Annotated in this window: 19 protein-coding genes and 1 pseudogene; 11 read left to right on the top strand and 9 right to left on the bottom strand. The window is 70.4% G+C overall.

Going from position 1 to position 25,879, the window contains the following annotated elements:
• Positions 1–41: 41 nt before the first annotated feature.
• Both AB0O76_RS27905 and AB0O76_RS27900 read right to left on the bottom strand, forming a co-directional pair.
• A complete protein-coding gene (locus tag AB0O76_RS27905) occupies positions 42–1,532 on the bottom strand; it encodes a hypothetical protein (RefSeq protein WP_365496737.1) in 1,491 nt (496 codons plus the stop codon).
• A 273-nt stretch (positions 1,533–1,805) separates the two neighbouring features.
• A complete protein-coding gene (locus AB0O76_RS27900; protein ID WP_365496547.1) occupies positions 1,806–2,228 on the bottom strand; it encodes a YjbQ family protein in 423 nt (140 codons plus the stop codon).
• Positions 2,229–2,329: 101 nt separating this feature from the next.
• Here AB0O76_RS27900 and AB0O76_RS27895 point away from each other — a divergent pair, with 101 nt between their 5' ends.
• From AB0O76_RS27895 to AB0O76_RS27870, 6 genes are all read left to right on the top strand, one after another.
• Positions 2,330–2,413, top strand: a complete 84-nt coding sequence (locus AB0O76_RS27895; protein ID WP_365496735.1) for a putative leader peptide — start codon at positions 2,330–2,332, stop codon at positions 2,411–2,413.
• A 168-nt stretch (positions 2,414–2,581) separates the two neighbouring features.
• Positions 2,582–3,436: an ABC transporter permease gene (locus AB0O76_RS27890; protein WP_365496545.1), complete on the top strand. Its 855-nt coding sequence runs from the start codon at positions 2,582–2,584 to the stop codon at positions 3,434–3,436.
• On the top strand, positions 3,409–4,203 hold the full coding sequence (locus AB0O76_RS27885) for an ABC transporter ATP-binding protein (RefSeq protein ID WP_365496543.1): 795 nt from the start codon (positions 3,409–3,411) through the stop codon (positions 4,201–4,203). The genes AB0O76_RS27890 and AB0O76_RS27885 overlap by 28 nt, the downstream gene beginning before the upstream one ends.
• A 50-nt stretch (positions 4,204–4,253) precedes the next feature.
• Positions 4,254–5,297 carry an ABC transporter substrate-binding protein gene (locus AB0O76_RS27880; protein ID WP_365496541.1) on the top strand — a complete coding sequence of 348 codons (1,044 nt, stop codon included), beginning with the start codon at positions 4,254–4,256 and terminating at the stop codon, positions 5,295–5,297.
• Between the two features lie 2 nt (positions 5,298–5,299).
• Complete coding sequence (locus AB0O76_RS27875; protein WP_365496539.1) at positions 5,300–6,508, top strand: LLM class flavin-dependent oxidoreductase; 1,209 nt, start codon at positions 5,300–5,302, stop codon at positions 6,506–6,508.
• A 76-nt stretch (positions 6,509–6,584) separates the two neighbouring features.
• On the top strand, positions 6,585–7,694 hold the full coding sequence (locus tag AB0O76_RS27870) for an NAD(P)-binding domain-containing protein (protein ID WP_365496537.1): 1,110 nt from the start codon (positions 6,585–6,587) through the stop codon (positions 7,692–7,694).
• A 120-nt stretch (positions 7,695–7,814) separates the two neighbouring features.
• On the opposite strand, the gene mltG is transcribed toward AB0O76_RS27870, so the two are convergent.
• Positions 7,815–8,639 (bottom strand): endolytic transglycosylase MltG, encoded by an 825-nt coding sequence (gene mltG / locus AB0O76_RS27865; protein WP_365496733.1) that lies wholly within the window; start codon positions 8,637–8,639, stop codon positions 7,815–7,817.
• 46 nt (positions 8,640–8,685) lie between these two features.
• Positions 8,686–10,518, bottom strand: a complete 1,833-nt coding sequence (locus AB0O76_RS27860) for an ABC transporter ATP-binding protein (protein ID WP_365496535.1) — start codon at positions 10,516–10,518, stop codon at positions 8,686–8,688.
• Positions 10,519–10,657: 139 nt separating this feature from the next.
• On the opposite strand from AB0O76_RS27860, the gene AB0O76_RS27855 reads away from it, so the two are divergent.
• Positions 10,658–11,101 carry a MarR family transcriptional regulator gene (locus tag AB0O76_RS27855; protein ID WP_365496533.1) on the top strand — a complete coding sequence of 148 codons (444 nt, stop codon included), beginning with the start codon at positions 10,658–10,660 and terminating at the stop codon, positions 11,099–11,101.
• Between the two features lie 30 nt (positions 11,102–11,131).
• Positions 11,132–14,050, top strand: coding sequence for an FAD-binding and (Fe-S)-binding domain-containing protein (locus AB0O76_RS27850; protein WP_365496531.1), 2,919 nt, complete (start codon positions 11,132–11,134; stop codon positions 14,048–14,050).
• Between the two features lie 50 nt (positions 14,051–14,100).
• Here AB0O76_RS27850 and AB0O76_RS27845 read toward each other — a convergent pair whose 3' ends face one another.
• Complete coding sequence (locus AB0O76_RS27845; RefSeq protein WP_365496529.1) at positions 14,101–15,651, bottom strand: FAD-dependent oxidoreductase; 1,551 nt, start codon at positions 15,649–15,651, stop codon at positions 14,101–14,103.
• Positions 15,652–15,683: 32 nt separating this feature from the next.
• Positions 15,684–16,265: pseudogene (locus AB0O76_RS27840) on the bottom strand (amidinotransferase); the annotation flags it as partial.
• 299 nt (positions 16,266–16,564) lie between these two features.
• On the opposite strand from AB0O76_RS27840, the gene AB0O76_RS27835 reads away from it, so the two are divergent.
• A complete protein-coding gene (locus AB0O76_RS27835; RefSeq protein ID WP_365496527.1) occupies positions 16,565–18,004 on the top strand; it encodes a Gfo/Idh/MocA family oxidoreductase in 1,440 nt (479 codons plus the stop codon).
• Here AB0O76_RS27835 and AB0O76_RS27830 read toward each other — a convergent pair.
• The 3 genes from AB0O76_RS27830 to AB0O76_RS27820 all read right to left on the bottom strand — a co-directional run bounded on the left by AB0O76_RS27830 (position 17,943) and on the right by AB0O76_RS27820 (position 21,925).
• A complete protein-coding gene (locus tag AB0O76_RS27830; RefSeq protein WP_365496525.1) occupies positions 17,943–19,367 on the bottom strand; it encodes a cation:dicarboxylase symporter family transporter in 1,425 nt (474 codons plus the stop codon). The two genes, AB0O76_RS27835 and AB0O76_RS27830, sit on opposite strands and share 62 nt — an antisense overlap.
• A gap of 160 nt (positions 19,368–19,527) precedes the next feature.
• Positions 19,528–21,126: a peptide-N4-asparagine amidase gene (locus AB0O76_RS27825; protein WP_365496523.1), complete on the bottom strand. Its 1,599-nt coding sequence runs from the start codon at positions 21,124–21,126 to the stop codon at positions 19,528–19,530.
• A 55-nt stretch (positions 21,127–21,181) separates the two neighbouring features.
• On the bottom strand, positions 21,182–21,925 hold the full coding sequence (locus tag AB0O76_RS27820; protein WP_365496521.1) for a L,D-transpeptidase family protein: 744 nt from the start codon (positions 21,923–21,925) through the stop codon (positions 21,182–21,184).
• A gap of 251 nt (positions 21,926–22,176) precedes the next feature.
• Between AB0O76_RS27820 and AB0O76_RS27815 the strand changes: the two genes are divergently transcribed.
• Together AB0O76_RS27815 and AB0O76_RS27810 are read left to right on the top strand one after the other, a co-directional pair.
• The gene (locus AB0O76_RS27815) at positions 22,177–24,006 is read left to right on the top strand and encodes an ABC transporter ATP-binding protein (RefSeq protein ID WP_365496519.1); all 1,830 of its coding nucleotides are present in this window, start codon (positions 22,177–22,179) and stop codon (positions 24,004–24,006) included.
• Positions 24,003–25,784, top strand: coding sequence for an ABC transporter ATP-binding protein (locus tag AB0O76_RS27810; protein ID WP_365496517.1), 1,782 nt, complete (start codon positions 24,003–24,005; stop codon positions 25,782–25,784). The genes AB0O76_RS27815 and AB0O76_RS27810 overlap by 4 nt, the downstream gene beginning before the upstream one ends.
• The last annotated feature ends 95 nt before the right edge of the window (positions 25,785–25,879 follow it).

Raw genomic sequence — 25,879 nt, 5'->3', positions numbered from 1 at the left:
GAAGTACGGGGCACAGGAGTGGGCGACGACGGACTCCTCGGTCAGCTGCCGGTGCCGTTGCCGTGGGCGGCCATGTGGTCGGTGGGGACGTGTGCACGTACCGCGGGGCTCACATGGATGCGCAGGTCGCCGAAAGGGTGGGACGACCAGCCGTCGGCGTAGTCCTGCGGCTCGTCATTCGCCGTCGCGAGCGCGGCCGTCGGTGTGTGCCGTGCCGTCCGCAGGATGTCCGCCCGGGTGGTGTTGGCGTTGTGGCCGTCCGTCTGGGCGGATGCGCACCCGGCGTAGAAGGCGATCGGGAGAGCCTCGGGCCCGGACAGCAAGCACGGTGGCCGTACGCCGAGACGGTGGAGTTCGGATGCCGTGCGGGCCCAGTCGCGGCGGGAGGCGGTGGAGCGGTCCACGGCGTCCTCCAACACCGCGTACTGCACGGCCAGATGCCCGGCCAGGGCGAGCGCCACCAGCGTCGCGGCCACCGGCCTCCATGCGCGGCGCGAGGTGGTGACCAGGTGGGTGAGGGCGTCGGCGACCGGGATGGCGAGCAGCGCGTAGAAGGGCAGCAGGAAGCGCGGCGCGGCGTATCCGATCATGAACAGGTACGGGATGCTCGCCGTCGTGGCGCAGGCCAACGGCAGAAGCGTGCGTGCCATGCGCCGGGACCTGAGCGCGATCACCAGGCCGAGTGCGGCGAGCAACGGCAGGGCGAACCACCACGCGATCAGCTCCGGGGCCGGAATCGAGCCGGTGCACGGTCGGCACAGCGTCTGGCCGCGCAGACTGCGCAGCTGATCACCGATGGCGATGTTCCAGCCGAGACCGCCCTGGATCCGGGACGCGTCGGCGAGCCGCGCGCTCAGTCCGCCGAAACTGACGTACGCCTCGACGATCCACCCGACGGCACCGGTGGCCAGCCCCGCGACGAGCGCCGCCAGCGGTCGTGGCCGCCGCCATCGGCGGACGCAGATCAGCAGAGCGAAGAGGGGAAGGGTCACCCAGACGGCGTCGGTGGGCCGCATCCACGCCAGCAGCGCCGCGCTCGCGCCCAGGCCCCACAGCGCGGCCCGGTCGGAGCGGTCCGCCTGGGCCCGCAGAAGGCAGCCGACACCCGTCAGGGCGCCGATCGCGACCCAGTAGTTGGGCATGACCTCCGGGCCGTAGAAGACGGTCACCCAGAGCGTGGCGAACAGGGCACCGGCGAAGGCCAGCACCCGTGCGGGAAACAGCCCGCGCCAGGCGCGCAGCGCCAGGAACAGGCCGAGCCCGGACAGCAGGGCGAGATAGACCCGCAGGAGTTCGGTGGACGACGACCATGAGGCGATCGGCGCGGCAAGGAATGAGATGCCGCGGGCGCGGGGTGCGCTGAAGAACGCTGCCGGGGCATGGCCACTGACCTGGCTGACGTACACCGCCTCGTCCCAGCCGAGGCCCATTCCGGGCCGTACGAGGGCCAGTTGGGCCAGCACGAAGCCGACCGCCACGGCCGCCGACCACCCCTGGCCTCCGGTGCGTCGCGCAGTACGGACGGCCGGCATCGGGCCGTGGCGCTCCGCTTCGACGAGCGGGACGTTCAAGGTCTTGACCATCGCCTACCTTTCACCCCTACACGCTGTAGGTCCCGCCGCCTCCTCACAGAGCGCAAGACGGGGGATGTAATCGGTAAAAACGATGACAAAATACCCCGCACTGCCAGCGAGCGCTTGGGCGGCATCACCGGCAAGAGGGAGATCCGCGTCCATCCGGAGCAGTACGCAGCAAGGCGCCTGACGGAAAGTCAGTACTCAGCGGCTCCCCGGGAGCGGTCCAGATCAGCCCAGGAAGCTGAGCCGCACCTGACGGTCGGGGTTGTCCCGGTTCGTGTCCACCAGACACACCGACTGCCACGTCCCCAGCTCCAGCTGCCCCCCGATCACGGGCAACGTCGCGTGCGGCGCCACCAGGGCCGGAAGGACATGGTCGCGGCCGTGGCCGGGGCTGCCGTGGCGGTGCTGCCAGCGGTCGTCGGCCGGGAGCAGGGTGTGCAGGGCGGCCAGGAGGTCGTTGTCGCTGCCCGCGCCCGTTTCCAGGATGGCGATGCCGGCCGTCGCATGGGGGACGAAGATATTGAGGAGGCCGTCGCGGCCCGCTGCCGCCACGCGCAGGAACCGCTCGCAGTCGCCGGTGAGGTCGAAGACCGTCTCGGCCGAGCCGGTGGTGATGTTCAGGACATGGGTGGTGAAAGCATCGGGCATGGGGCCATCCTCCCTCACGCCACTCCCATTCACTGATACGTGGCGTCCGCCTTTCGAGACGGCGTTGACCGTACGTGGACGATCTCGCTACGTTCTGCGGCATGTTGCGTTCAGCTCTGCTCACCACGCGCGGTCATATCGACCTGCTGCGGGTGGCTTCTGCTGCGTGTCGCCTCGGCTGCTGACGTTCCCTCAGCCCGAATTCCTCTCTTCGCGCTTCCCTGCCGCGCCTGCCTCTGCCCTCTCCGCCCTCTCTGCCCTGCCGCTTGCGCGCGGTTGATTTCACCGCCCCTCGCGTAGGCCTTTCGGGCATCGGGCCATCGGGCATCCCTCCCTCCTGCCGTGGAGCACCCATGAGCATCAGCCATGCCCCGCCGGATTCCCTGTCCGACATTTCAGGAACATCGGAAGTCGTCCCCATCGTTCCCTCATCCACTCGCCGCACCCGCGTCCCCCGCTGGCTACGTCGCACCTCCGGCCCGCTCACGCTGCTCGCCCTGTGGCAACTCCTCAGTTCCACAGGGGTGTTGACCAAAGACGTCCTCGCATCGCCGGGGACCATCGCCGGCGTCGCCGGTGATCTCATCGGGGACGGGTCGCTGACCTCCGCCATGGGAGTGTCCCTGCAGCGCGTCGCGATCGGGCTGCTGCTCGGTGCCGTCGTGGGGACCTCGCTCGCGCTCGTCTCGGGGCTCTTCCGCATCGGCGAGGATCTCGTCGACGCGAGCGTGCAGATGCTGCGCACCGTGCCGTTCGTCGGGCTCATCCCGCTGTTCATCATCTGGTTCGGCATCGGTGAGGCGCCCAAGGTCGCCATCATCACGCTGGGTGTCTCGTTCCCGCTGTATCTGAATGTGTACGCCGGGATTCGCGGGGTCGACTCGCAGCTCATCGAGGCCGGGGAGTCGCTGGGGCTCTCGCGGTGGGGGCTCGTGCGGCATGTGATCCTGCCGGGCGCGCTGCCGGGGGCGATGACGGGGCTGCGGTACTCGCTCGGCATCGCCTGGCTCGCTCTCGTCTTCGCCGAGCAGATCAACGCGGACTCGGGGATCGGCTTCCTGATGGTCCAGGCGCGTGACTTCCTGCGGACCGACGTGATCGTGGTCTGCCTGATCGTCTACGCCTTCCTCGGCCTCATCGCCGACTTCATCGTCCGCACCCTCGAAAGGCTGCTCCTGCAATGGCGACCGACGTTCACCGGCCGGTGACCCCCACCGCCGCCACGGCCCCAACCACCCCTGCCGCCAAGACCACTTCGGCCGTACGCGTCGAAGGTCTTACCCGCTCCTTCGACGGGCGTGCCGTCATCGATCAGCTCGAACTCGACGTGAAGCCGGGTGAGTTCGTGGCGCTGCTCGGGCGCAGCGGCTGCGGCAAGTCGACCCTGTTGCGCATTCTTGCCGGGCTCGACCGGGACATCCGGGGGACGGTCCTCGTGCCGCGTCGCAAGGCCGTCGCGTTCCAGGCGCCGCGCCTCATGCCGTGGAAGCGCGTGTGGCGGAATGTGCTGCTAGGGCTGAAGGGCAAGCCCCAACGGAGCGTTGCCGAGCAGGCGTTGGAGGAGGTCGGGCTCAAGCACCGTACGAACGCCTGGCCCAAGACGCTCTCCGGTGGTGAGGCCCAGCGTGCGTCGCTGGCCCGTGCGCTGGTGCGCGAGCCCGATCTGCTGCTGCTCGACGAGCCGTTCGGCGCGCTCGACGCCCTCACCCGCATCAAGGCCCAGCGGCTCGTCGACGAGCTGTGGCAGCGGCGCGGGTGCGCCGTGCTCCTTGTCACGCACGACGTCGAGGAAGCGGTGCTCCTCGCCGACCGGGTGCTCGTCATGGACGAGGGGGTCATTGCGTACGAGACGGAAATCGTTCTGGACCGGCCTCGCGGCATTTCCGATCCCCGCTTCGCCGAGCTGCGCGCCGAACTCCTTCAGCGCTTGGGCGTCGACGCACCCGCCCACGCGGAACCCGCCGCCGCGGCGTGAACCGCCACCGATCCCCCCTGAACAGCACGAACACACCGAACGGACTCACCATGCGACGACGCATCGCCGCCCCCACCCTGCTCCTCCCCCTTGCCCTGCTGCTCGCCGCCTGCTCCGGCACCTCGTCCGCCGGTACATCGGCGGGCGGCGCGGGCGGCGGCACCGACGGGCAGGGCTCGCTCACCCTCAACGTCGGTGACCAGAAGGGTGGTTCGGAGGCCGTGCTGCGCGCGGCCGGGGAGCTCGACGACCTGAAGTACAAGATCCGCTGGTCGACCTTCACCTCAGGGCCGCCGCTCCTGGAGGCCGTCAACGCCAAGGCCGTCGACATCGGTGCCGTCGGCAACACGCCGCCCGTCTTCGCGGCGGGCGCGGACTCGAAGATCTCCGTGGTGGCCGCGAGCCACGGCACGGCGGCGGGCGAGGCGATTCTCGTCCCGAACGACTCGCCCCTGAAGAAGCCGCAGGATCTCAAGGGCAAGTCCGTGGCCGTGGCGCAGGGGTCGTCGGCGCACTTCCAGTTGATCGCGTCCCTGAAGAAGGCGGGGCTCGCCTTCAAGGACGTCGAGGTCAAGTATCTGCAGCCGGCCGACGCGCTGGCCGCGTTCACCAGCGGCAAGGTGGACGCGTGGGCGGTCTGGGACCCGTACACCTCGCAGGTTCTGCAAGGGAAGAAGGGCCGCGTCCTGACCGACGGCGACGGGGTGGTGAACGGCCTCAACTTCCAGGTGGCCGCGCCCGGCGCGCTCAAGGACAAGAAGAAGTCCGCGGCGGTCGCCGACTACCTGAAGCGGCTGCGCAAGGCGCAGGACTGGGTCTACGACCACCCGGAGGCATGGGCGAAGGTCTGGGCGAAGGACACCGGCCTTCCGTACGAGGTCGCGCTCGACGCGGTCAAGCGCAGCAACGGCACCCGGGTCCCGGTGGCCGTGGACAAGAACGTGATCGCCTCCGAGCAGGAGATCGCGGACACCTTCACCGACCTGAAGCTGATTCCGCGCCGCATCGACTTCGGCGACTTCGTCGACACCCGCTTCAACGGCGACCTGCCGCCCTCCACCAGCAAGCCGCGCACCTACGGCAAGGAGTCCTGATCATGACTGTCCACCTCAACTGGTTCCTGCCGACCGGCGGCGACGGGCGTACTCTCGTCGACCGGCACGCCTACACCGACGGCGGCGTCAAGCGCTCCCGCGTCACTCCGGTCAGCGGGGTGCGGGCTCCCGACATCGACTATCTGATCCAGATCGCCAAGGCGGCCGAGCAGTTGGGCTTCGAGGCCGTGCTCACCCCGACCGGAACGTGGTGCGAGGACGCCTGGCTGACGACGGTCGCGCTCGCCCAGCACACGGAGCGGCTGAAGTTCCTTGTGGCGTTCAGGCCCGGTGTCATCTCCCCCGTGCTCGCCGCGCAGATGGCGGCCACGTATCAGCGCATCACTCGGGGACGGCTGCTCCTGAACGTCGTCACGGGCGGCGACTCCACCGAGCAGCGGCGCTTCGGCGATCATCTCGACCACGATCGCCGGTACGCCCGTACCGATGAGTTCCTCTCGATCGTCCGGGGAGTCTGGAGCGGGCGGCCCTTCGACTTCGACGGCGAGCACTACCAGGTGGAGGGCGGCCTCACCGCGCTGCCGCCGGACCCGCTGCCGGAGATCTTCTTCGGTGGTTCGTCGGCGGCGGCCGGGCCTGTCGCGGCGCGGCACACGGATGTGTATCTGACGTGGGGCGAGCCGCCGGAGCAGGTCAAGCAGAAGATCGACTGGATTGCGGGGCTCGCGGAGGAGCAGGGGCGCACGGTCCGTTTCGGGATCCGGCTGCACACGATCTCCCGCGACTCCGCCGCCGAGGCGTGGGCCACGGCGAACCGGCTGCTCGACGATCTCGACCCGGACACCGTCGCCGCAGCGCAGCAGGCGCTCGGCCGCAGCGAGTCCGTGGGCCAGCAGCGGATGCTCGCGCTGCACGGCGGTTCCCGCGACGACCTGGAGATCTCGCCCAATCTGTGGGCCGGGGTCGGCCTCGTGCGGGGCGGCGCGGGCACGGCGCTGGTGGGCAGTCACGCCGATGTGGCGGACCGGATCGAGGAGTACCACGCGCTCGGCATCGAGCACTTCGTCCTGTCGGGCTACCCGCACCTGGAGGAGGCGTACTGGTTCGGGGAGGGCGTGATCCCCGACCTTGCGGCGCGTGGGCTGCTGCCGCGCATCCCGGCCTCGCAGCTGGCCGGGGTCCCCGCGACGAACGGACGTCCGGCCTCGGCTCCGGGCGGCGCGCCGCTGTTGGTCGCCGGAGGCCGCTGACCTGGTCTCCCCAGGCCGCCGACGGACGGGTGCGCAGCGCGGGAAGATCCCGGGCCCCGATGGAGTTAGTAGAAACGTGAACGACATCGGGGCGCGGGACGCGGCCGCACAGCAGGCGGCACAAGAGGTGGACGCAGTCGTCATCGGCGCCGGGCAGGCGGGTCTTTCCAGCGCCCATCATCTGCGCAGGGTCGGCTTCGAGCCGGACCGGGACTTCGTCGTCCTGGACCACTCGCCACGGCCCGGCGGCGCATGGCAGTTCCGCTGGCCTTCGCTCACGTACGGGAAAGTGCACGGCATGCACTCGCTCCCCGGCATGGAACTGACGGACGCCGACCCGGCGCGCCCCTCGTCGCATGTCATCCGCGAGTACTTCGACGCCTACGAGCGGCGCTTCGACCTGCGGGTGCGCCGCCCCGTCGACGTACACCAGGTGCGCGAGAGTGACGACGGGCGGCTGCTCGTCGAGACCTCGGCCGGGACCTGGGCGACGCGCACACTGATCAACGCCACGGGCACCTGGGACCGGCCGTTCTGGCCGCGCTACCCGGGCCAGGACACCTTCCGCGGGCGGCAGTTGCACACGGCCGTCTATCCGGGGCCCGAGTCCTTCAAGGGGCAGCGGGTGATCGTCGTGGGCGGCGGGGCGTCCGGCACCCAGCATCTGATGGAGATCGCTCCGTACGCCGCCGAGACCACCTGGGTCACTCGGCGGGAGCCCGTCTTCCGCGAGGGACCGTTCGACGAGAACTGGGGGCGCTCGGCCGTCGCCATGGTCGAGGAGCGGGTACGGCAGGGGCTCGCGCCGCAGAGCGTGGTGTCCGTGACCGGACTGCCCGTCAACGACGCCATCCGGCAGGCGCGGGCCGACGGGGTGCTCGACCGGCTGCCGATGTTCGACCGCATCACGCCGAGCGGCGTCGAGTGGGACGACGGGCGGCGGGTCGACGCCGACGTGATTCTCTGGGCCACCGGATTCCGCGCGGCGATCGAGCACTTGGCGCCGCTGCGGCTGCGCGAGGCGGGGGGCGGCATCCGCCTCGAGGGCACCCGGGCCGTCGCCGACCCCCGCGTCCATCTGGTGGGGTACGGGCCGTCGGCCAGCACCATCGGCGCGAACCGCGCGGGGCGTGCGGCCGTGCGGGACATCCGGCGGCTGCTCGACGGGGTGCCGGTCGCGGTGTGACGCCGTCCAGGCGCCGACCAGGGTGCGCAGCTCGCCCGAACCGTCGCCCTCGGCGAAGCGCTCCCAGGCCGGCATGTCCTCCCACTCCGCGTAGTTGAGGACCGCGCCGCCCTCGGTTCGCTAACTGGCGGAATTCTTGATCTTGTTGAACTCCGCCACGTTCTTCTGCTGCTCCTCGAAGCTCGACGTGAAGCGCGTGTCGCCCGGCTTCACCGTCACGAAGTACAGCCAGTCGCCCTGTGGCGGGCTCGTCGCCGCACGCACGGCCTCCTCGCCGGGGTTGCCGATCGGGGTGGGCGGCAGACCCATGCGCGCGTAGGTGTTGTACGGGCTGTTCATCTTTGTGTCGGTGTCGCGGGTGTCCAGCGTCGACCGGTTCAGTGCGTAGTTGATCGTCGAGTCCAGCTGCAGGGGCATGCCCTGGTCGAGGCGGTTGTAGATGACCCGGGCCACCTTCCCCATGTCCGCCTTGGAACCGGCCTCGGCCTCGATCAGGCTCGCGATGGTGACGGTCTGGTAGACGTTCACCGCGTTCCGGTCGGCACCCGCCGTGACCTGGCCGCCGTTGAACCTCTTGGTCGCCGTGTTCACCATGTACGACAGGACGGACGCCGGAGTCGACTGGGAACTGATCGGATAGGTCGCCGGGAAGAGATACCCCTCCGGGTTGCCGCCCGCGTCACCGGGGAGCCTGAGGTCGGCCTTCGGCAGGGCCTTCTTCGTGGTGCCGGACGGCACCCCCAGGGCCTTGTCGATGGCGCCGTACACCTGGGCCGAGCGCCAGCCCTCGGGGATGGTCAGCGACTCGGGGCGTGGTTTGTCGTCCGGGATCAGCAGCGGCACCGCCACGGCGGTGGCGGCCACGACGGCTCCGGTCACGATCAGGGCGGTCCAGCCCCGACGCGTCAGTCGAATCGCGCCCCGGCGCGGAGTCTTGGTCTGCAGCATGCGGGCACGGTATCCCGCAGATAAGGACATTCAGCGCATATGTTCATGTCGCTGGCTCCAGTTGGGCGTCTCTGCGGACCAGGGCGGCGTAACGGCCGTCCCGCTCCAGGAGCTCCTCGTGGCTGCCGCGCTCGGCGGTCCTGCCCGCGTCGAGGACGACGATCTGGTCGGCGCCGCGGACCGTGGAGAGCCGGTGGGCGATGGTGAGCGTCGTCCGATCGGCGGACAGCGCGTCGATGGCTTCCTGCACGGCGTGCTCGGTGTGGGTGTCCAGGGCGCTGGTGGCCTCGTCCAGGATGAGCACGGGCGGGTCGCGCAGGATCGTACGGGCGATGGCGAGGCGCTGCTTCTCGCCTCCGGAGAAGCGGTGGCCGCGCTCGCCGACGACGGTGTCGTACGCATCGGGCAGGGACGCGATGTGGTCGTGGATCTGGGCGGCGCGGGCGGCCGTGATCAGTTCCTCGTCGGTGGCGTCGGGCTTGGCGAAGCGCAGGTTCTCGGCGACCGAGGCGTGGAAGAGGTACGTCTCCTGGGAGACGACGCCGACCGCGCGGGCCAGCGTGTCGAAGTCCAGGTCGCGTACGTCGACGCCGTCGATCGTGACGCGGCCGCCCGTCACGTCGTACAGCCGTGGCACGAGATAGCTGAGCGTCGATTTCCCGGAGCCGGTGGGGCCGACGACGGCCAGGCTGCCGCCCGCGGGGACGGTGATGTCGATGCCGTCGAGGATCGGACGGCTGCGGTTCTCCTCCGTGTCTCCGTCCGCGTCATAACGGAACTCGACGCCCTCGAAGCGGACCTCGCCCTTGATCTTGTCGAGGCGCACGGGGCGCTCCGGCTCGGTGATGTCGATGGGCAGGTCCAGATACTCGAAGATGCGCTGGAAGAGCGCGAGCGAGGTCTGGATCTGTACGCCGGTGGAGAGCAGGCTCACGGTGGGCCGGAACAGGCCCTGCTGGAGCGAGACGAAGGCGACGAGCGTGCCGATCGAGACCGTCGGGCCGCCGAGCTGGAAGGCGAGGCCCGCGGTCCAGTAGATGACGGCGGGCATGGCGGCCATGACGATCGTGATGACGGCCATGCGCCAGCGCCCCGCCATGTTCGACCGGACCTCGAGGTCGACCAGTTGCTCGGACTCGTCGGCGAAGGACTTGGTGAGCGAGTCGGCGCGGCCCATGGTGCGGCCGAGCAGGATGCCGCTGACGGAGAGCGACTCGGTGACCGTGGCGGCCATCGCGGCCATCTGCTTCTGGCGCTGCGTGGCGATCTTCTTGCGCTCGCGGCCGACGCGGCGGCTGATCCACACGAACACGGGCAGCAGGAGCAGCGAGACGACGGTGAGGCGCCAGTCGAGGGCGAGCATCGCGACGATGGTGGCGACGACGCTGGTGAGGTTCGAGACCAGGGACGTGGCGGTGGAGGTGACCGTCGCCTGCATGCCGCCGATGTCGCTGGCGATGCGGGACTGGACCTCACCGGTGCGCGTCCTGGTGAAGAAGGCGAGCGACATGCTCTGCAGCCGGCCGTAGACGGCGGTGCGCAGGTCGTGCATGACGCGCTGGCCGACCGTCGTGCTGATCAGCGTCTGCAGGACGCCGAAGACGCTGGTGACGACCGCGCTGAGGATCATGCCGAGGGCGAGCAGGCTCAGCAGGCCCGTCCGTCCCTGCGGGATGGCGGTGTCGAGGATTTCCTTCAGCAGGAAGGGGGTGGCGACCGAGACCAGGGAGGCGGCGCCGACCAGGAGGCCGACGACCGCGAGGCGGCCGCGGTAGGGGCGGAAGAGGCGCAGGATGCGGCGGATCTGCCGCGGCTGCTCCTCCTGACCTGGTGCGAGGGGCGGCTGTGGGGTCCACCGGGGTTCGTCGTGAGGCATGGGCTCCTACGGGAGGTGAGGCGGCCGTCGGCTCGCGGGCCGCCCATGACGGACGGTCCACGAGCCGACGATGACTGATGGAGCATAGCTCACTGTTACCTATACTCACAATGCACAAGGTCCTGATAATGTTCCCCGCATGAACACCCCGGACGCCGACGGCCTGCTCGCCGAACAGCTGCTGCGGCTGACCCGCAGGCTGCACCGCATCCAGAAGCGCCATCTGGTGCCGATCGGCATCACCCCGGCCCAGTCCCGTCTGCTGCGCACCCTCGCGCACTGCGAGACGCCGCCCCGCATGGCCGACCTCGCCCAGCGCCTCGAAGTGGTCCCGCGCGCGGTGACGAGCCTGGTGGACGGCCTGGAGGCGAGTGATCACGTCCGCCGCGTGCCCGATCCCACCAACCGCCGGGTGATCCGCATCGAGCTCACCGACGCCGGACGCGGTGCGCTCAGGGAACTGCGCACCGCGCGCCGGGCCGCCGCAGAGGACATCCTGGCTCCATTGGACGCCGAGCAGCGCGCGCAGCTCGGCGTCCTGCTGAACGCGCTGTTCGATGTGCCGGACGTCCGCCGCCGCTGAAATCGTCTCTCACACCGCCGAGGAGAGCCCATGCCGCTGCTGGAGCCCAAGCCGCAGGCCCTGCGCCCCACATCGCGCACGGAGGGCCCGGCCCCCGACCGGGTGCCGGACCGGCGGGCCACGGGCACTCCGGAGCCGCTGCGCTCGGAGCTGTCCGCGCTGCTCGGCGCCGACAAGGTCCTGACGGGCATCTCCGACCTGGTGCGGTACGCGTCCGACGCGAGCCCCTACCGCTTCGTGCCGCAGGTGGTGGTCGTCGCGGAGGACATCGACGACGTCTCCGCCGTCCTGTCGTACGCACACGGCAGGAGCCGCGAGGTCGTGTTCCGCGCGGCGGGCACCTCGCTCAACGGCCAGGCACAGGGCGAGGACATCCTGGTCGACGTGCGCCGGCACTGGGCGGGCGTCGAGGTCATCGGCGACGGGGAGCGGGTACGGCTCGGCCCGGGGACGACGGTCGTGCGGGCCAACGCCACGCTCGCCCGGCACGGACGCGTCCTCGGCCCCGACCCGGCGAGCGCGATCGCGTGCACGATCGGCGGGGTCGTCGCGAACAACGCCTCCGGGATGACGGCGGGCACAACCCGCAACTCGTACCGCACGGTCGCCTCGCTCACCTTCGTCCTGCCGACGGGCACGGTCGTCGACACGGCGGAGCCGGACGCCGATGAGCAGTTGGCACATGCCGAACCCGCCCTCTGCGATGGCCTGTTGGCGATCAAGCGCGAGATCGAGGCGGACCCGAAGCTCACCGCCCGCATCCGCGCCAAGTACGAGATCAAGAACACGAACGGCTACCGCCTGGACGCCTTCCTGGACGGCGCGACGCCAGTCGAGATCCTGCGGGGTCTGATGGTGGGCTCCGAGGGCACCTTCGGCTTCATCTCCGAGGTCGTCTTCGACACGCTTCCGCTGGACCGCCGGGTGACCACGGGCCTGCTCTTCTTCCCGTCCTTGCCGGCCGCCGCCGCGGCGGTCCCGCTGTTCAACGAGGCGGGCGCGCTGGCCGTCGAGCTGATGGACGGCAACACGCTGCGCGCGTCGACCAGTGTCGCGGGGGTGCCGGCCGACTGGGGGCAGCTGCCGAAGTCGACGGCCGCGCTCCTGGTGGAGTTCCGCGCACCGGACGAGGCGCGCCAGGAGGCGTACGAGGCGGCCGCCTCCGAGGTCGTCGAGGGGCTCGAACTGGTCGCGCCGGTCGCCTCGGTGACGAACGCGTTCACCCGCGACGCGAAGACGATCGGGGGCTACTGGAAGGCGCGCAAGGCGTTCGTGACGGCGGTCGGCGGATCGCGCCCGTCCGGGACGACGCTCATCACCGAGGACTTCGCGGTGCCGCCCTCGCGGCTCGCGGACGCCTGCGAGGCTCTCCTCGACCTCCAGACGCGGCACGGGTTCGACGCGGCCGTGGCTGGGCACGCCGCGCACGGCAATCTGCACTTCCTGCTCGCCTTCGACGCGGGAAAGCCGTCGGACGTGGAGCGCTATGCCGCGTTCATGGACGCCTTCTGCAGGCTGACCGTCGAGCGCTTCGACGGTTCGCTGAAGGCCGAGCACGCGACGGGGCGCAACATCGCGCCCTTCCTCGAGCTCGAATGGGGCGCCAGGGCCACGGAGTTGATGTGGCGCACGAAGCGGGTCATCGACCCCGACGGGGTGCTCGCACCGCGCATCGTCCTGGACCGCGACCCGAAGGCACATCTCCGGGGTCTGAAGACGATCCCCAAGGTGGAGCTGATCGCGGACCCGTGCATCGAGTGCGGCTTCTGCGAACCGACCTGCCCCAGCGAGGACTTGACCACGACACCGCGCCAACGGATCGTGCTGCGCCGCGAGATGATGCGCCAGGCGCCCGGTTCACCGGTCGAGGACAGCCTGGTCGACGCGTACGGCTACGACGCCGTGGACACCTGCGCAGGGGACTCGACCTGCAAGCTCGCCTGCCCGGTCGGCATCGACACGGGCGCTCTGATGAAGGAATTCCGGCACGCGCGGCACTCCCCGCGCGAGGAGCGGGCCGCCGCGCTCGCCGCCAAGAACTTCAAGGCGGTCGAGGCCTCCGCCCGTCTTGCCGTGGCCGCCGCCGACCGGATCAGCGACCGGCTCCTGACCACGGTGACGCGGGCCGCGCGCAAGGCCGTACGCCCCGATCTGATCCCCGAGTGGCTGCCGGTCATCCCCGGAGCGGCCGCCCGCAGGCTGCCGTACACCACGCGCGTGGGCGCGAGCGCCGTCTACTACCCGGCGTGCGTCAACCGCATCTTCGGCAGCCCCGGTGACCGCTCGCTGCCCGAGGCGCTGGTCGCCGTATCCACGCGCGCGGGCAGGCCGGTCTGGATTCCGGACGATGTCGCCGGGACGTGCTGCGCGACGATCTGGCACTCGAAGGGGTACGACGCGGGCAACGCCGTCATGGCCAACCGCATCGTCGAGGCCGCCTGGGGCTGGACGGCGGGCGGCCGGCTGCCGCTGGTCGTGGACGCCTCGTCCTGCACGCTCGGCATCGCGCACGAGGTGGTGCCCTATCTCACCGACGACAACCGGCAGTTGCACCGCGAGCTGACCGTCGTCGACTCCCTCGTCTGGGCCGCCGACGAGCTGCTCCCCCACCTGACCGTGTACCGCACGGTCGGCTCCGCCGTGCTGCACCCCACCTGTTCCATGAGCCACCTCGGCAACGAGGCACAGCTGCGGACCTTGGCCGAAGCCTGCGCGGACGAGGTGGTCGTCCCGGACGACGCCGGGTGCTGCGCCTTCGCGGGCGACCGCGGCATGCTGCACAAGGAGCTGACGGAGTCGGCGACCCGCAAGGAGGCGGCCGAGGTCACCGCACGGGACTTCGACGCGCACCTCTCGGCGAACCGCATGTGCGAGGTCGGCATGGATCACGCGACGGGCCGTCACTACTACTCGGTGATCCTGGACCTGGAGCGCGCGACGCGACCGTGAACGCTCGTGCGGCAGCGGCGGCGGCGATCAGTCGGTGCCGCACGGACCGGTCAGGACTCTTGATCCGGGGTCTCGCGCGCTTCCAGCGGGCGAGTGGCCGGGCCGTGCAGGACGGAGCCGTCCGTCGCGAACCGGGATCCGTGGCAGGGGCATTCCCACGCTCGTTCGGCGTTGTTGAATTGCACCAAGCATCCGAGGTGGGTGCAGCGCGCGGCGACCGCGCTGACCTGCCCGGTCTCGTCCCGGTAGACGGCGCACCGGTGGCCGTCCAGGCGGACGACAGCCCCGCTGCCGGGCGGGATGTCGGTCACCGCGTCGACGTGGCTGGTGTGCAGTCGGTCGCCGATGAAGTGCTTGGCCACGGCCGCCTGGTGGGCGGCCAGTTCACCGGTGGCGCGGACCGGCGGCAGCCGACGCGGGTCGTACAGCTCCGTCCAGGCGGGCCGGGGCCCGCCCGCGATGTGGGCGGTGAGCAGCCGGCCGGCCATGACGCCGTTGCTCATGCCCCAGCCGCCGAAGCCGGTGGCGACGAACATGTGCTGGGTGCCGGGGTGGGCGTGGCCGACGTAGGGCACATGGTCGACGGAGTCGTTGTCCTGCGCCGCCCAGCGATAGGCGGTGTCCGCCTCCGCGAAAGGCGGCACGGCCTCGCTCGCCCAGGCCTCGAGGCGGGCGAACCGTCCGCGGACGTCGGCCGCACCCGGTTCGAACGATTCGCCGGTCACGATGAGCAGCCGTCGCCCTTCGTCGTACGGTGCGCTGCGCAGCGACCGGATCCGGTCCTCCGGGGTGATGTACATGCCCGTGGGCGCCGCGTCCGCCGGCACCGGTGCCGCGATGACCAGCTCACGTCGGGGTGTGAGCAGGGTGAAGAGCAGGCTGTGGTCGAAGACGGGGTAGTGCGTGGCGATGACCGTGTCGCTCGCCTGGACGGTGGCTCCGCTCTCGGTGGTCAGTCGGCAGACGTGGCCGTCGTGCAGGCCGGTGACCCGGGTGCGCTCGAAGACGCGTCCCCCTGTCCTGGTGATGTTCTCGGCCAACGCGAGCAGGAACTTGCGGGGATGGAACTGCAGTTGGCCGTCGACGCGGACCGCCCCGGAGATGTCGAAGGGGAGTTCCGTGTCGGTGACGAAGGACGCGTCGAGCCCGGCCCGCCGTGCCGCCGCGGCCTCCTGCTCGATCTCGGCGACGCGTGCGGAGTCCCGTACGTAGGTGAAGGCGGGGGCCCGTTCCAGGTCCGCGTCGATGTGCAGCTCGTCGCAGAGGGCGGCGGTGCGCTCCACGGCGTCCTGCTGGGAATGTGCGTAGAGCCAGGCCGCGTCGGCGCCTCGCTCCGCCTCAAGACGCGCGTACATCAGACCGTGCGCGGCGGTCACCTTGGCCGTCGTGGCGCCGCTGACTCCGGCGGCGATCCGGTCCGCCTCCAGGACGACCACGCCGAGGCCCGAGCGGACGAGGTCCCAGGCGGCGCACAGCCCGGCGATACCACCACCGATGACCGCGACGTCCGCGGCCAGATCCGCGTCGAGGGGCGGATAGTGGGTACCGGGCGTGGTCGCCATCCAGTACGACTCGTCGGTGGTCGGGCGCTGCGGGTTCATGGCTTCCCCTGATGGTCCCGTCACTTGATGGTGGGCTCGGGGGCGATGAGGACGTCCCATGAGTTCAGGACGTCGGGCAGGTGGTCGACGTCGATGTATTCGGGATTGACAAGCACCTTTCGGGGTGCGAGATGGCGGCGCAGCCAGGAGATTCCCATCCGGTTCGTGACATTGCTCCGCGTGACGAAGATGTCGCGTCCCGCACGCACAAAATCCGCCGCGTCGAACACCGGGAACGAGAAATCCGCCTGGAACAGCGCGTCGGTGAGCTGCGGTTTCGGCACCGCCGTCCAGCGTGCCCCGCGCCGGAAATAGTCCTTGAGGATCGCGCGGTAGGAGTGGGTCTCGAAATAGAAGCCGTGCGACGACCAGTCGGGCGTGCGGAAGTCCTGCTTGTGGACGACCGGCTCGGGGCGGGTGACCGTGATTCCGAGCGAGCGCAGGAGACCGATGAACTGATCGAGCTCTTCCTGCGCAGGCTCGACCAGCATCTTCGGATGGCTGGAGGGGATTGTCGCGCCGTCGAGGCGCCCGACGATGACTTCCTCCAGCGGGTCCCACTCATTGTGGGAATTGACCGGCGAAACGAGCGGTTCCGCAGCGTCGTCGGTCATGGCTACCGCCCTTCTCCACACCCTTCGCACACAGGAGTCGGGTAACCCACTCGCCAATTTTACTCTCGGCGGCGCGGTACGGGCGGTGGCCACGACGCGCCTCGCGGCAGGGCAGTGAAGCGGCTGCCCCGCCCGACAGGCCAGAGCGGCGGTTCCCACCGCGTCCACAAGTCCATGAACTCGCGCACAGAAGTCCAACTCTCTGGCCACTTCGCTCCCTTGCGCCCCCGTCGCACCCCCATCAGGGTGGCTTCCGCCCCAGTGGTAGAGACCAGCCGCCCATCGCTACGGAGGTCCCGATGCACGACGAGAACGCGACACCGGCCCCTGACGAGTCCGCCGAGGGCCACACGTCCTCCGACGGCCACTCCCGCCGCACCGTGCTGCGCACCGCAGGACTCGCCGGTGCCGGGCTCGGGCTCGGCGCCTTCACCGGCGGCACCGCCCAGGCCGACACCCCGCAGGCGGCAGCCGCCGAGGCGCCGACCCGCCAGGGCGAGACCATGGTCGGCGTACCGTTCGAGCGGCGCTCCACGGTGCGGGTCGGCATCGTCGGGCTCGGCAACCGCGGCGGCAGCATGATCGATCTGTTCCTCGCGATCCCGGGCGTGAAGGTCGTCGCGCTGTGCGACCCGGTCAAGGACAAGACCGCGAAGGCCGCGAAGAAGGTCACCGACGCGGGCCAGCCCGCCCCGGCGACGTACACGAAGGGCGATCACGACTTCGAGAATCTCTGCAAGCGCGGCGACATCGACTTCGTGTACGTCGCGACGCCCTGGGACTGGCACTTCGACATGGCCAAGTCGGCGATGCTGAACGGCAAGCACGTCGGTGTGGAGTGTCCGATCGCCCTGCAGCTCGACCAGCTGTGGGAACTCGTCGATCTCTCCGAGCGCACCCGCAGACACTGCATGCAGCTGGAGAACTGCTGCTACGGCAAGAACGAGATGCGCGTGCTCCGGATGGCGCACGCAGGCAAGTTCGGCGATCTGCTGCACGGGGCCGGCGCGTACAACCACGATCTGCGCGGCCTGATGTTCGACCCGGACTACTACGAGGGTCCGTGGCGGCGCCTGTGGCACACGCGGCTGCGCGGCGACCTCTACCCCAACCACGGCTTCGGTCCGGTCTCCAACTACATGGACATCAACCGCGGCGACCGCGTCACCCACATCTCCAGCTTCGGCACGCCCGCCCTCGGTCTCGCCGAGTACCGCAAGGCCAACATGCCGGCGGGCGACCCGAGCTGGAAGGAGACGTACATCGAGAGCGACCGCACCATCAGCCTCGTCCAGACGGCGAAGGGGCGGGTGATTCGCCTTGAGCACGACGTCTCCACTCCCCATCCTTACAGCCGCATCAACAGTCTCGGCGGCACGAAGGGCGTCTTCGAGGACTATCCGGAGCGCATCTACATCGAGCCGGACCACACCAACGACGAGTGGGGCGACTTCGCCAAGTACGCCGACTTCGACCACTGGCTGTGGAAGGAGCACTCCAACCCGCCCGGCGGGCACGGCGGCATGGACTACATCATGATCTTCCGTCTGATGCAGACCATGCAGCTCGGCCTGGTGCCCGACTTCGACGTCTATGACGCCGCGACCTGGACCTCCCCCGTGCCGCTGAGCCACCTCTCCATCAAGGCGAAGGGTGCGCCGCAGGCGATCCCCGACTTCACTCGCGGGCTGTGGAAGAAGGCGCGTCCGGGAGTGGACTCGGAGAAGCCGCAGGCGTAAGGGACTTGGCGGCGGGCTCGGCGGTGCTCTCATCGGCGCCGCCGGGCTCCTCCGCCTGTTCCGGTACGAAGGCGATCTCGCCGCCCAGGACCTTCTTGGCGCGCGCCGTGTCGAGGGCTCCCTCCCAGCGGGAGACCACGAAGACGGCGACGCAGTTGCCGAGCAGGTTCGTGGCGACGCGCATGGCGTCCATGATGCGGTCGACGCCGAGCAGGAGCGCCACCGCACCGGCGGGGATGACCCCGAGCGCGGAGGCCGTCGCGGACAGCGCGAGGAACGCCGAACCGGGCACGCCCGCCATGCCCTTGCTGGTCAGCATGAGCACGAGGACGACGGTGATCTGCTGGCCCAGGCTCAGATCCACGCCCACCGCCTGCGCGATGAACAACGTACCGATGGAGAGGTAGATCGAGGCCCCGTCGAGGTTGAAGGAGTACCCCGTCGGCAGGACAAGGCCCACCGCGTCGTCGCGGCAGCCCGCCTGGCGCAGCTTCTGCATCATGCGCGGCATGACGGTCTCGCTGGAGGCCGTGCCGAGCGCGAGCAGCATCTCCTCTCGGGTGTAGCGGACGAACTTCCACAGGCTCAGGCCGGTGAGCGCCTTGAGGGCGAGGCCGAGGAGCAGCAGGAAGATCAGGGCCACCGCGTAACAGACACCGATGAGTTTGCCGTACGTCGACAGGGCGCCGAGGCCGTACTCCCCCACCAGGTGGGCGGTGGCTCCGAAGACGGCGAGCGGGGCCAGCTTCATGATGAAGCCGACGATCGCGAAGACGATCTCCTGGCCCTGTTCGATGGCGGGCAGGATCGCGGGGACCTTCGTGTTGCCGAGGTGCAGCAGCGCCGCGCCGACCAGGCAGGACAGCACGAGGACTTGGAGCAGGGAGTTCTCCGCGAAGGCTCCGACGGCGCTGTCCGGCAGTGAGTGCAGGATGAACTCGCTGGTCGAGGGCAGTTCACCGCCGCCGGTCTTCTCGTCGACAGCCGAGGCGTCGAGCTGGGAGGGGTCGACGTTCATGCCGGCGCCGGGGCTCACCAGGTTTCCGGCGAGCAGGCCGACCACGAGGGCGACCGTGGTCGCGACCTCGAACCAGATCAGCGCCTTGAGCCCGATGCGGCCGAAGGCCTTGAGGTCTCCGGCCTTGGTGATGCCGGCGACGACCACGCAGAAGACGAGCGGGGCGATCATCGCCTTGATGAGACGTACGAAGCCGTCGCCGAGCGGCTGGACGGCCGTGCCCGCGTGGGGCCACAGCCGTCCGACGACGACTCCGATCACCAGCGCGCAGGCGACCTGCGCGAACAGTGAGGTTCGCAATGTGCGTGCGACGCGTCCCGATATGGACGGTACGGACTGCGGCACGGGCACTCCTGTAGAGAGACTTCAAGTGACTTCTGTCATGCGGAAGTTTGTTTCCGCGAGGCGCCACTATGGCGGAGTGCCCGCTTCCGTAAAAGACCTCCAGATCACATCGGCGTAAATCTTGGATCTTGCTCCAAGTGCCGTGGGCGGGCCGCCACGTTCAGCAGCGCAGCCGGTCCTCCGTCAGGGTCCCTTGCACGGTGGCCAGGGTGCGGTCGTGGCAGGGGCCGTCCCCGTACAGGCGATAGCGCTCGCGGGACGTGCCCACGGCGTGCCTCTCGTCGCGCGGGACGTTGGCGGTGTACGTCGCGTCGCCCTCGTACCGGTCATCGGCCACCGACCGTCCGGTGCGGCGGCCGTCGTGCGTGGTGACCTTCTCCGTCCGGTCGCCGAGCGCGATCTCGGTGCGCAGCCGGTCGCCGGCGCCGAGCGTCGTCGTGCCGTCCATCGTGTACGTCCGGTCGGTGTGCGCCGCGCGGCCGTTGGTGGTGACCGTCTCGCGGTCCGTCCAGGTGGACTCGAGCGCGTCCGTGGACTCGCCCTCGGTCCAGCGGTGCACGGAGGTGTTGCCGAGCGCGCGGGTGACGGTGGTCTCGACGCGGCCGTGGGAGGTGTCGACGTACCCCGAGACGCTGAGCTTGTGGCTGCCGCGGGTGTCGAGGCGGTGCTCCGGCGAACCGGGGGTGTACGTCGCCTTGTTGGCGAGCTCGCCCGCCCGGTGTCCGGTCAGCTTCCCGGTGACCTGCTCGCTCTTCTCGTCCTGCCAGACCAGGATGTTGGTCGGCGTGTGCCAGCCGGTCGTCGCCTCCGGCCTGCCCGCGACGGAGACCTCCACCTGGTGCGGGCGGCCGTCGTTGAGCAGCCCGGCGAACGGCGTCAGGTCGTACTCGATGGGCTTGATGTCGAAGGCACGGGGCCCTGGAATCACGTACCACAGGAAGGGGTTGGACCAGCCGCCCGTCCACACGGTCGGGAACGGAGTCGCGATACCGGCGAGTTGACCGTCGACCGTGACCTGCACCTCGCGGTAGGGGCCCTCATCGGCCTTGCAGGAGTACGGCGCGGCGTCGGGCACCGTCAGATACCAGTACTCCTCGCAGCCGCCGCCCGAGCCCGTCGCGTAGACCTCGGCGACGATGCGTTCGCTGTTGCGCGGGGTGGTGACGGTGGTGGCGTCGCCGAGGGGCAGGACGCGGTCCGGGGGCGCCTGTTCGGGCCCGGTGCCCTTCTCCGGCGCGTAGAACGTCAGGGTCGCCTCGACGTCGATGATCCCGGTGTACGTCTCGTTGACGACGTTCCCGATGAGCATCTCGACCTGCTGGTCGCGGCCCAGGGTCTCGCGGTAGCGCGTGACGTCCTTCTCCACGGACCAGGTGATGCCGTCCACGGACGGCTCCGGAGTGGACGTGCGGAAGACCTCGACACCGCCGATGCGGAGATAGCCGAGGCGGTCGTACTGCCTGCCCTTGACCTTGCCGTCGAGGCGGAGGACCACCTTGCCCCAGTCGCCCTTGCCGCACTTCTCGGGCGGGGTGTAGTCGCCCTTGTAGGGCGTGAAGTCCTTGAACTGCGCCTCGGCCACGGTCACTTCGCACGACTTCGTGTGCGGTTTCTCGATGGGCGGTGCGGCCGTGATCGGGTCGTGCCAGTCGTTGCCGAACTCCGGTGGGGGCGTGTCGGCCGCCGCCGGGCCTGCGCTGAAGAGTGTGCTCGCCGCGAGGGTGACCCCGACGAGCATGGACATGACGCGTCTTCTCATGGGGGATTTCTACGCCGAAGGGCCCTTGCGGAGCTAGCCCTTCAGGATCGCCTCGTCAGGCCTTCAGGTTCGCCTTGTCGCCCATCACCACGACCGGGTGCCGCCTCGGATCGAGGTTCTTCAGGAGGTACTCCATGCCCGGCTTCGACAGGCTCACGCACCCCGACGTACCGCTGCCGTGGTCCATGTGCAGCCAGATGCTGCCGCCCTTGGCCTGGCCCTGGGGGCGGTTCGGGTCGTTGGGCGGGGTGCCCTTGGCGCGGTTGTAGTCGATGGCGATGACGTAGTCGAAGTCGTGCCAATGCGTCTTGGGCCAGTAGTGCGGGGCCTGCATCGACGCGCTCCGGGTGTACGGGAACTTGGCGCCCGGATCGGCGAGCACACCGCCCGCGTCGGTGAGCGTGAAGACACCCACCGGGCTGCGCTTGTCGTTCTCACGGTGATCGGTGGTCCAGCCCTTCTTGCCGTTGTGGGCCGGCCAGCTGCGGGTCATGTCCCAGGTGCCGCCGGACTTCGTGTACAGGACGACGGTGGACTTCGCCGAGTCCTCGCCCTGTCCGTAGACGGCGACGACCTGTTGCGCGTTCGCGGGGATCTTGTCCTGGAGGCGGTCGCCGACGTCGGGGATGCGCTTGAGGTCCTCGGTCGCAGGTGCCTTCGCTCTCTTCGCCTGGCCCGTGCCCGCGTCGTCCTCCTTCGCCGCGACCTTCGCCCCGTCGTCCGAACTTCCGCAGGACGTCAGAAGAACACCGCAGGCCGCGACCGCGACCGCCGCTCGCACCGCACCGGCTATACGCATCCGTCCATGGTCGCACCCGGCACGCCGAACCCGTCCCGAGCCCCTGGCCCGCCCGGAGAACGGGCCGAATCTTTACTCCCCGGCAGAAAACCGTTTGCCTCGGCCCACCGTACGAGGCGAACCTTTCACGGCCTGTTACCGCCGTCTTACCGGCTCCATACGGGCTCCATACCGCCGCCCGCACACGGCCGTCCGTTCACGCCGGCTCTCTCCGCCGAACGACGGTCCCCCGCTCCTAGCTCTGGGACGTCATGCAGATTCGCGATCTTCCGTACGCCGACCCGGGCATGCCGGATGCCCGCTCGGGCCCGCGCTTCCTGCTCTGGCTCGGGCGGAACCAGCTCGGCGGTCAGTTCAAGTCGCTCGCCTGGGGCCTGCTGCACTTCGGCTCCATCGCGGTGCTCCCGTACCTGGTCGGCATGGCCGTGCAGGCCGTGGTCGACCGCTCCGGAGGGCGACTCGCTCTGGCGGGCGGGCTGATGCTGCTGTTCGGGCTCGCCATCGCCGCGGGCGACACGATGCTGCACCGCACGGCGGTCACCAACTGGATCACCGCGGCCGCCCGTGTCCAGCAACTGCTCGCCCGCAAGACGGCACAGCTGGGCTCGGCGCTCACGCGGCGCGTCGCCGCCGGTGAGGTGGTCGCGGTGTCCACCGGTGACGTCGAGAAGATCGGCTGGTTCGTGGAGGCGGGCTCGCGGTTCGCGGCCGCCGCGCTGACCGTCGTCTTCGTCTGCGTCGGGCTCGTCGTCTACCAGCCCGCGCTCGGCGTGCTCGTGGCGGTCGGTGTCCCCGTGCTCGCGCTCGCCGTACTCCCGCTGCTGCCGCCCGCAACCCGGCGGGCCGACCACCAGCGCGAAAAGGCCGGGCGTGCGACCGAACTCGCATCGGACACGGTGGCCGGCCTGCGCGTGCTGCGCGGCATCGGCGGCGAGGAGCTCTTCCTCGACCGCTACCGCCGCGCCTCGCAGGAAGTGCGTACGGCAGCCGTGCGCAGCGCCCGGATGTGGGCGACCATCTCGGCGGTCCAGGTGCTGCTTCCGGGGCTGCTGCTCGTCGTGGTCGTCTGGCAGGGGGTGAGCCTGGCCCGCGAAGGCCGGATCACCGTCGGTGAACTGGTCACCGTCTACAGCGCGATCACGATGCTGACCTATCCCCTGCGGCACTTCGAGGAGATCGCGATGGCCTACAGCTTCTCGCGCCCCTCGGCCAAGCGCGCGGCCCGCGTTCTCGCCCTGGAGCGCGTGACGCACCCCGGTGGGTCGAACGACGACGTTGAGACGCCCGCCGGTGACCTCTACGACCCGGCGACCGGGCTGCTCGCCCCCGCGGGCCGCCTCACCGCCGTGGTGTGCGGCGACCCGGACGAGGCGGGGCGGCTCGCGGAACGGCTCGGCGGGCACGCCGCGTTCGACGGTGCGGAGAAGCTGCCGTCGGTGCTGCTCGGCGGGGTGGCGCTGGACACGGTGCCGCTGGCCGCCGCCCGCACCGCCGTCCTCGTCCAGGACAAGGACCCGGTGCTGCTCTCCGGGTCGCTCCGCGGGCTCCTCGACGTGCCCGCGTCGGGAGCGGTGAGCGCCGACGAGGCCCTGACGGCCGCCCAGTGCGCCGATGTCCTTGACGCCCTGGCGCAGGCCTCGGTGGACGAGGCCCCGCTGGACGCGCATGTCACGGAGCGCGGGCGTTCGCTGTCCGGCGGGCAGCGGCAACGGCTCGCGCTGGCCCGCTCGTTGGTCACCGACGCGGGCGTCCTCGTCCTCGACGAACCGACGTCCGCCGTCGACTCGCACACCGAGGCGCGGGTCGCCGACGGGATCAGGGACCTGCGCCGGGGACGCACGACCGTGGTCCTGACCTCGTCGCCGCTGATCCTCGACCGGGCCGAGCGCGTCGTCTTCCTGTACGAGGGCGAGGTCGTGGCGGTGGGCGAGCACCGCGAGCTGGTGCACAGCGAGCCCCGCTACCGCGCGGTCGTCACACGCGAGACGGACGACGAGCCGGCTCCGACACCCCCGGCATCCGCGGCACCCCCCACATCCCCGACGCTCCTGACCGACTACGACATCGAGGAGACGGCATGATCGGCCTGGCGCCACCGGAGTACGACCCGGCGGCACCGACGACCGCGGAGACCCTGCCCGTCGGCGCACCGGCGACCGTGGGGACGTACGTCCGCGAGCTGCTGCGGCGGCACCGCAGGGCGTTCGTCGTGCTCGTCACCGTCAACACCCTCGCCGTGGTCGCCTCGTTGGTCGGCCCGTACGTACTCGGCGGTCTCGTCGAGAGCGTCTCGGACGGCGCGCGCGATCTCCATCTGGAGCGCACCATCGGCCTGTTCACCCTGGCCCTCGCCGTCCAGGCCTTCTTCGTCCATCAGGTACGGCTGCGCGGCGCGATGCTCGGTGAACGGATGCTGGCCGATCTGCGCGAGGACTTCCTCGTACGGTCGGTCGGACTGCCGCCCGGTGTGCTCGAGCGGGCCGGAACCGGTGACCTGCTGTCGCGGATCACCACGGACATCGACCGCCTCGCGAACGCCATGCGGGAGGCGGTGCCGCAGCTCGCGATCGGTGTGGTGTGGATCGCGCTGCTGATCGCAGGGCTCACCGTGACCGCGCCGCCGCTGGCGCCCGCCGTACTGGTTGCGGTACCGCTGCTGGTGGTGGGCTGCCGCTGGTACTTCAAGCGGGCGCCGTCCGCCTACCGTTCGGAGGCCGCGGGGTACGCCGCCGTCGCCGCCGCGCTCGCCGAGACCATCGACGCGGGCCGGACCGTGGAGGCGCACCGGCTCGGGGAGCGCCGGGTCGAGCTGTCGGAACGCCGCATCAAGGAATGGACCGCGTGGGAACGGCACACGCTCTACCTGCGCTCCGTCCTCTTCCCGGTCATCACGTTCACGCACACCATCGTGCTGTGCTCGGTGCTGATGATCGGCGGCGCGTTCACCCTGCAGGGCTGGATCAGCGTCGGCCAGCTGGCCACGGGTGCGCTGATCGCGCAGATGCTCGTCGACCCGCTGGGGATCATCCTCAGGTGGTACGACGAGCTGCAGGTCGCCCAGGTGTCACTGGCCCGGCTCGTCGGCGTACGCGACATCGAACCGGACGCGGGCGACTCCTCGGTGGCTCCGGACGGGCGTGACGTGCTCGCGGACGACGTGCACTTCGGCTACCGGGCGGGCGTCGACGTGCTGCGGGAGGTGTCGCTCGCCGTCGAGCCGGGCTCGCGCGTCGCGCTGGTCGGCCCGTCCGGCGCGGGCAAGTCCACGCTGGGCAGGCTGCTCGCCGGGATCTACGCGCCGCGCGACGGCCGAGTGACCCTGGGCGGCGCCGAGTTGTCGGACATGGCCGCGGAGGCGGTGCGCGCACATGTGGCCCTGGTCAACCAGGAGCACCACGTCTTCGTGGGCTCCCTGCGCGACAACCTTCTGCTCGCCAGGACCGGGGCGCGGGACGCCGAACTGTGGGCGGCGCTCGGCGCGGTCGACGCGGACGGCTGGGCACGGGCGCTCGACGAGGACCTGGACACCGAGGTCGGCTCGGGCGGCTTCGCGCTGACCCCGGCGCAGGCCCAGCAGATCGCACTGGCCCGCCTGGTCCTCGCCGACCCGCACACGCTGGTCCTCGACGAGGCCACCTCGCTGCTCGACCCGCGCGCGGCACGCCACTTGGAGCGCTCCTTGGCCCGCGTCCTGGACGGCCGCACGGTCGTCGCGATCGCCCACCGGCTGCACACCGCGCACGACGCGGACGTCATCGCGGTGGTCGAGAACGGGCGGATCAGCGAACTGGGCAGCCATGACGAGCTGGTGACCGCGGACGGTGCGTACGCGGCGCTGTGGAGGTCGTGGCACGGGTGAGCCAGGCGACCGGCTGCCGGCAGTGGATGGTTGTCGCCGGATGTGGACAAGGCGGGGCGCCGACGGACCTTACGGTTTCGGGGAAATCGGCGCTC

It is taken from the genome of Streptomyces sp. NPDC086554, assembly GCF_040686095.1.
Classification (GTDB): Bacteria; Actinomycetota; Actinomycetes; order Streptomycetales; family Streptomycetaceae; genus Streptomyces.
Note: the sequence above shows the minus strand (reverse complement) of the source record. Positions and strands in the feature narration are given on the sequence as shown.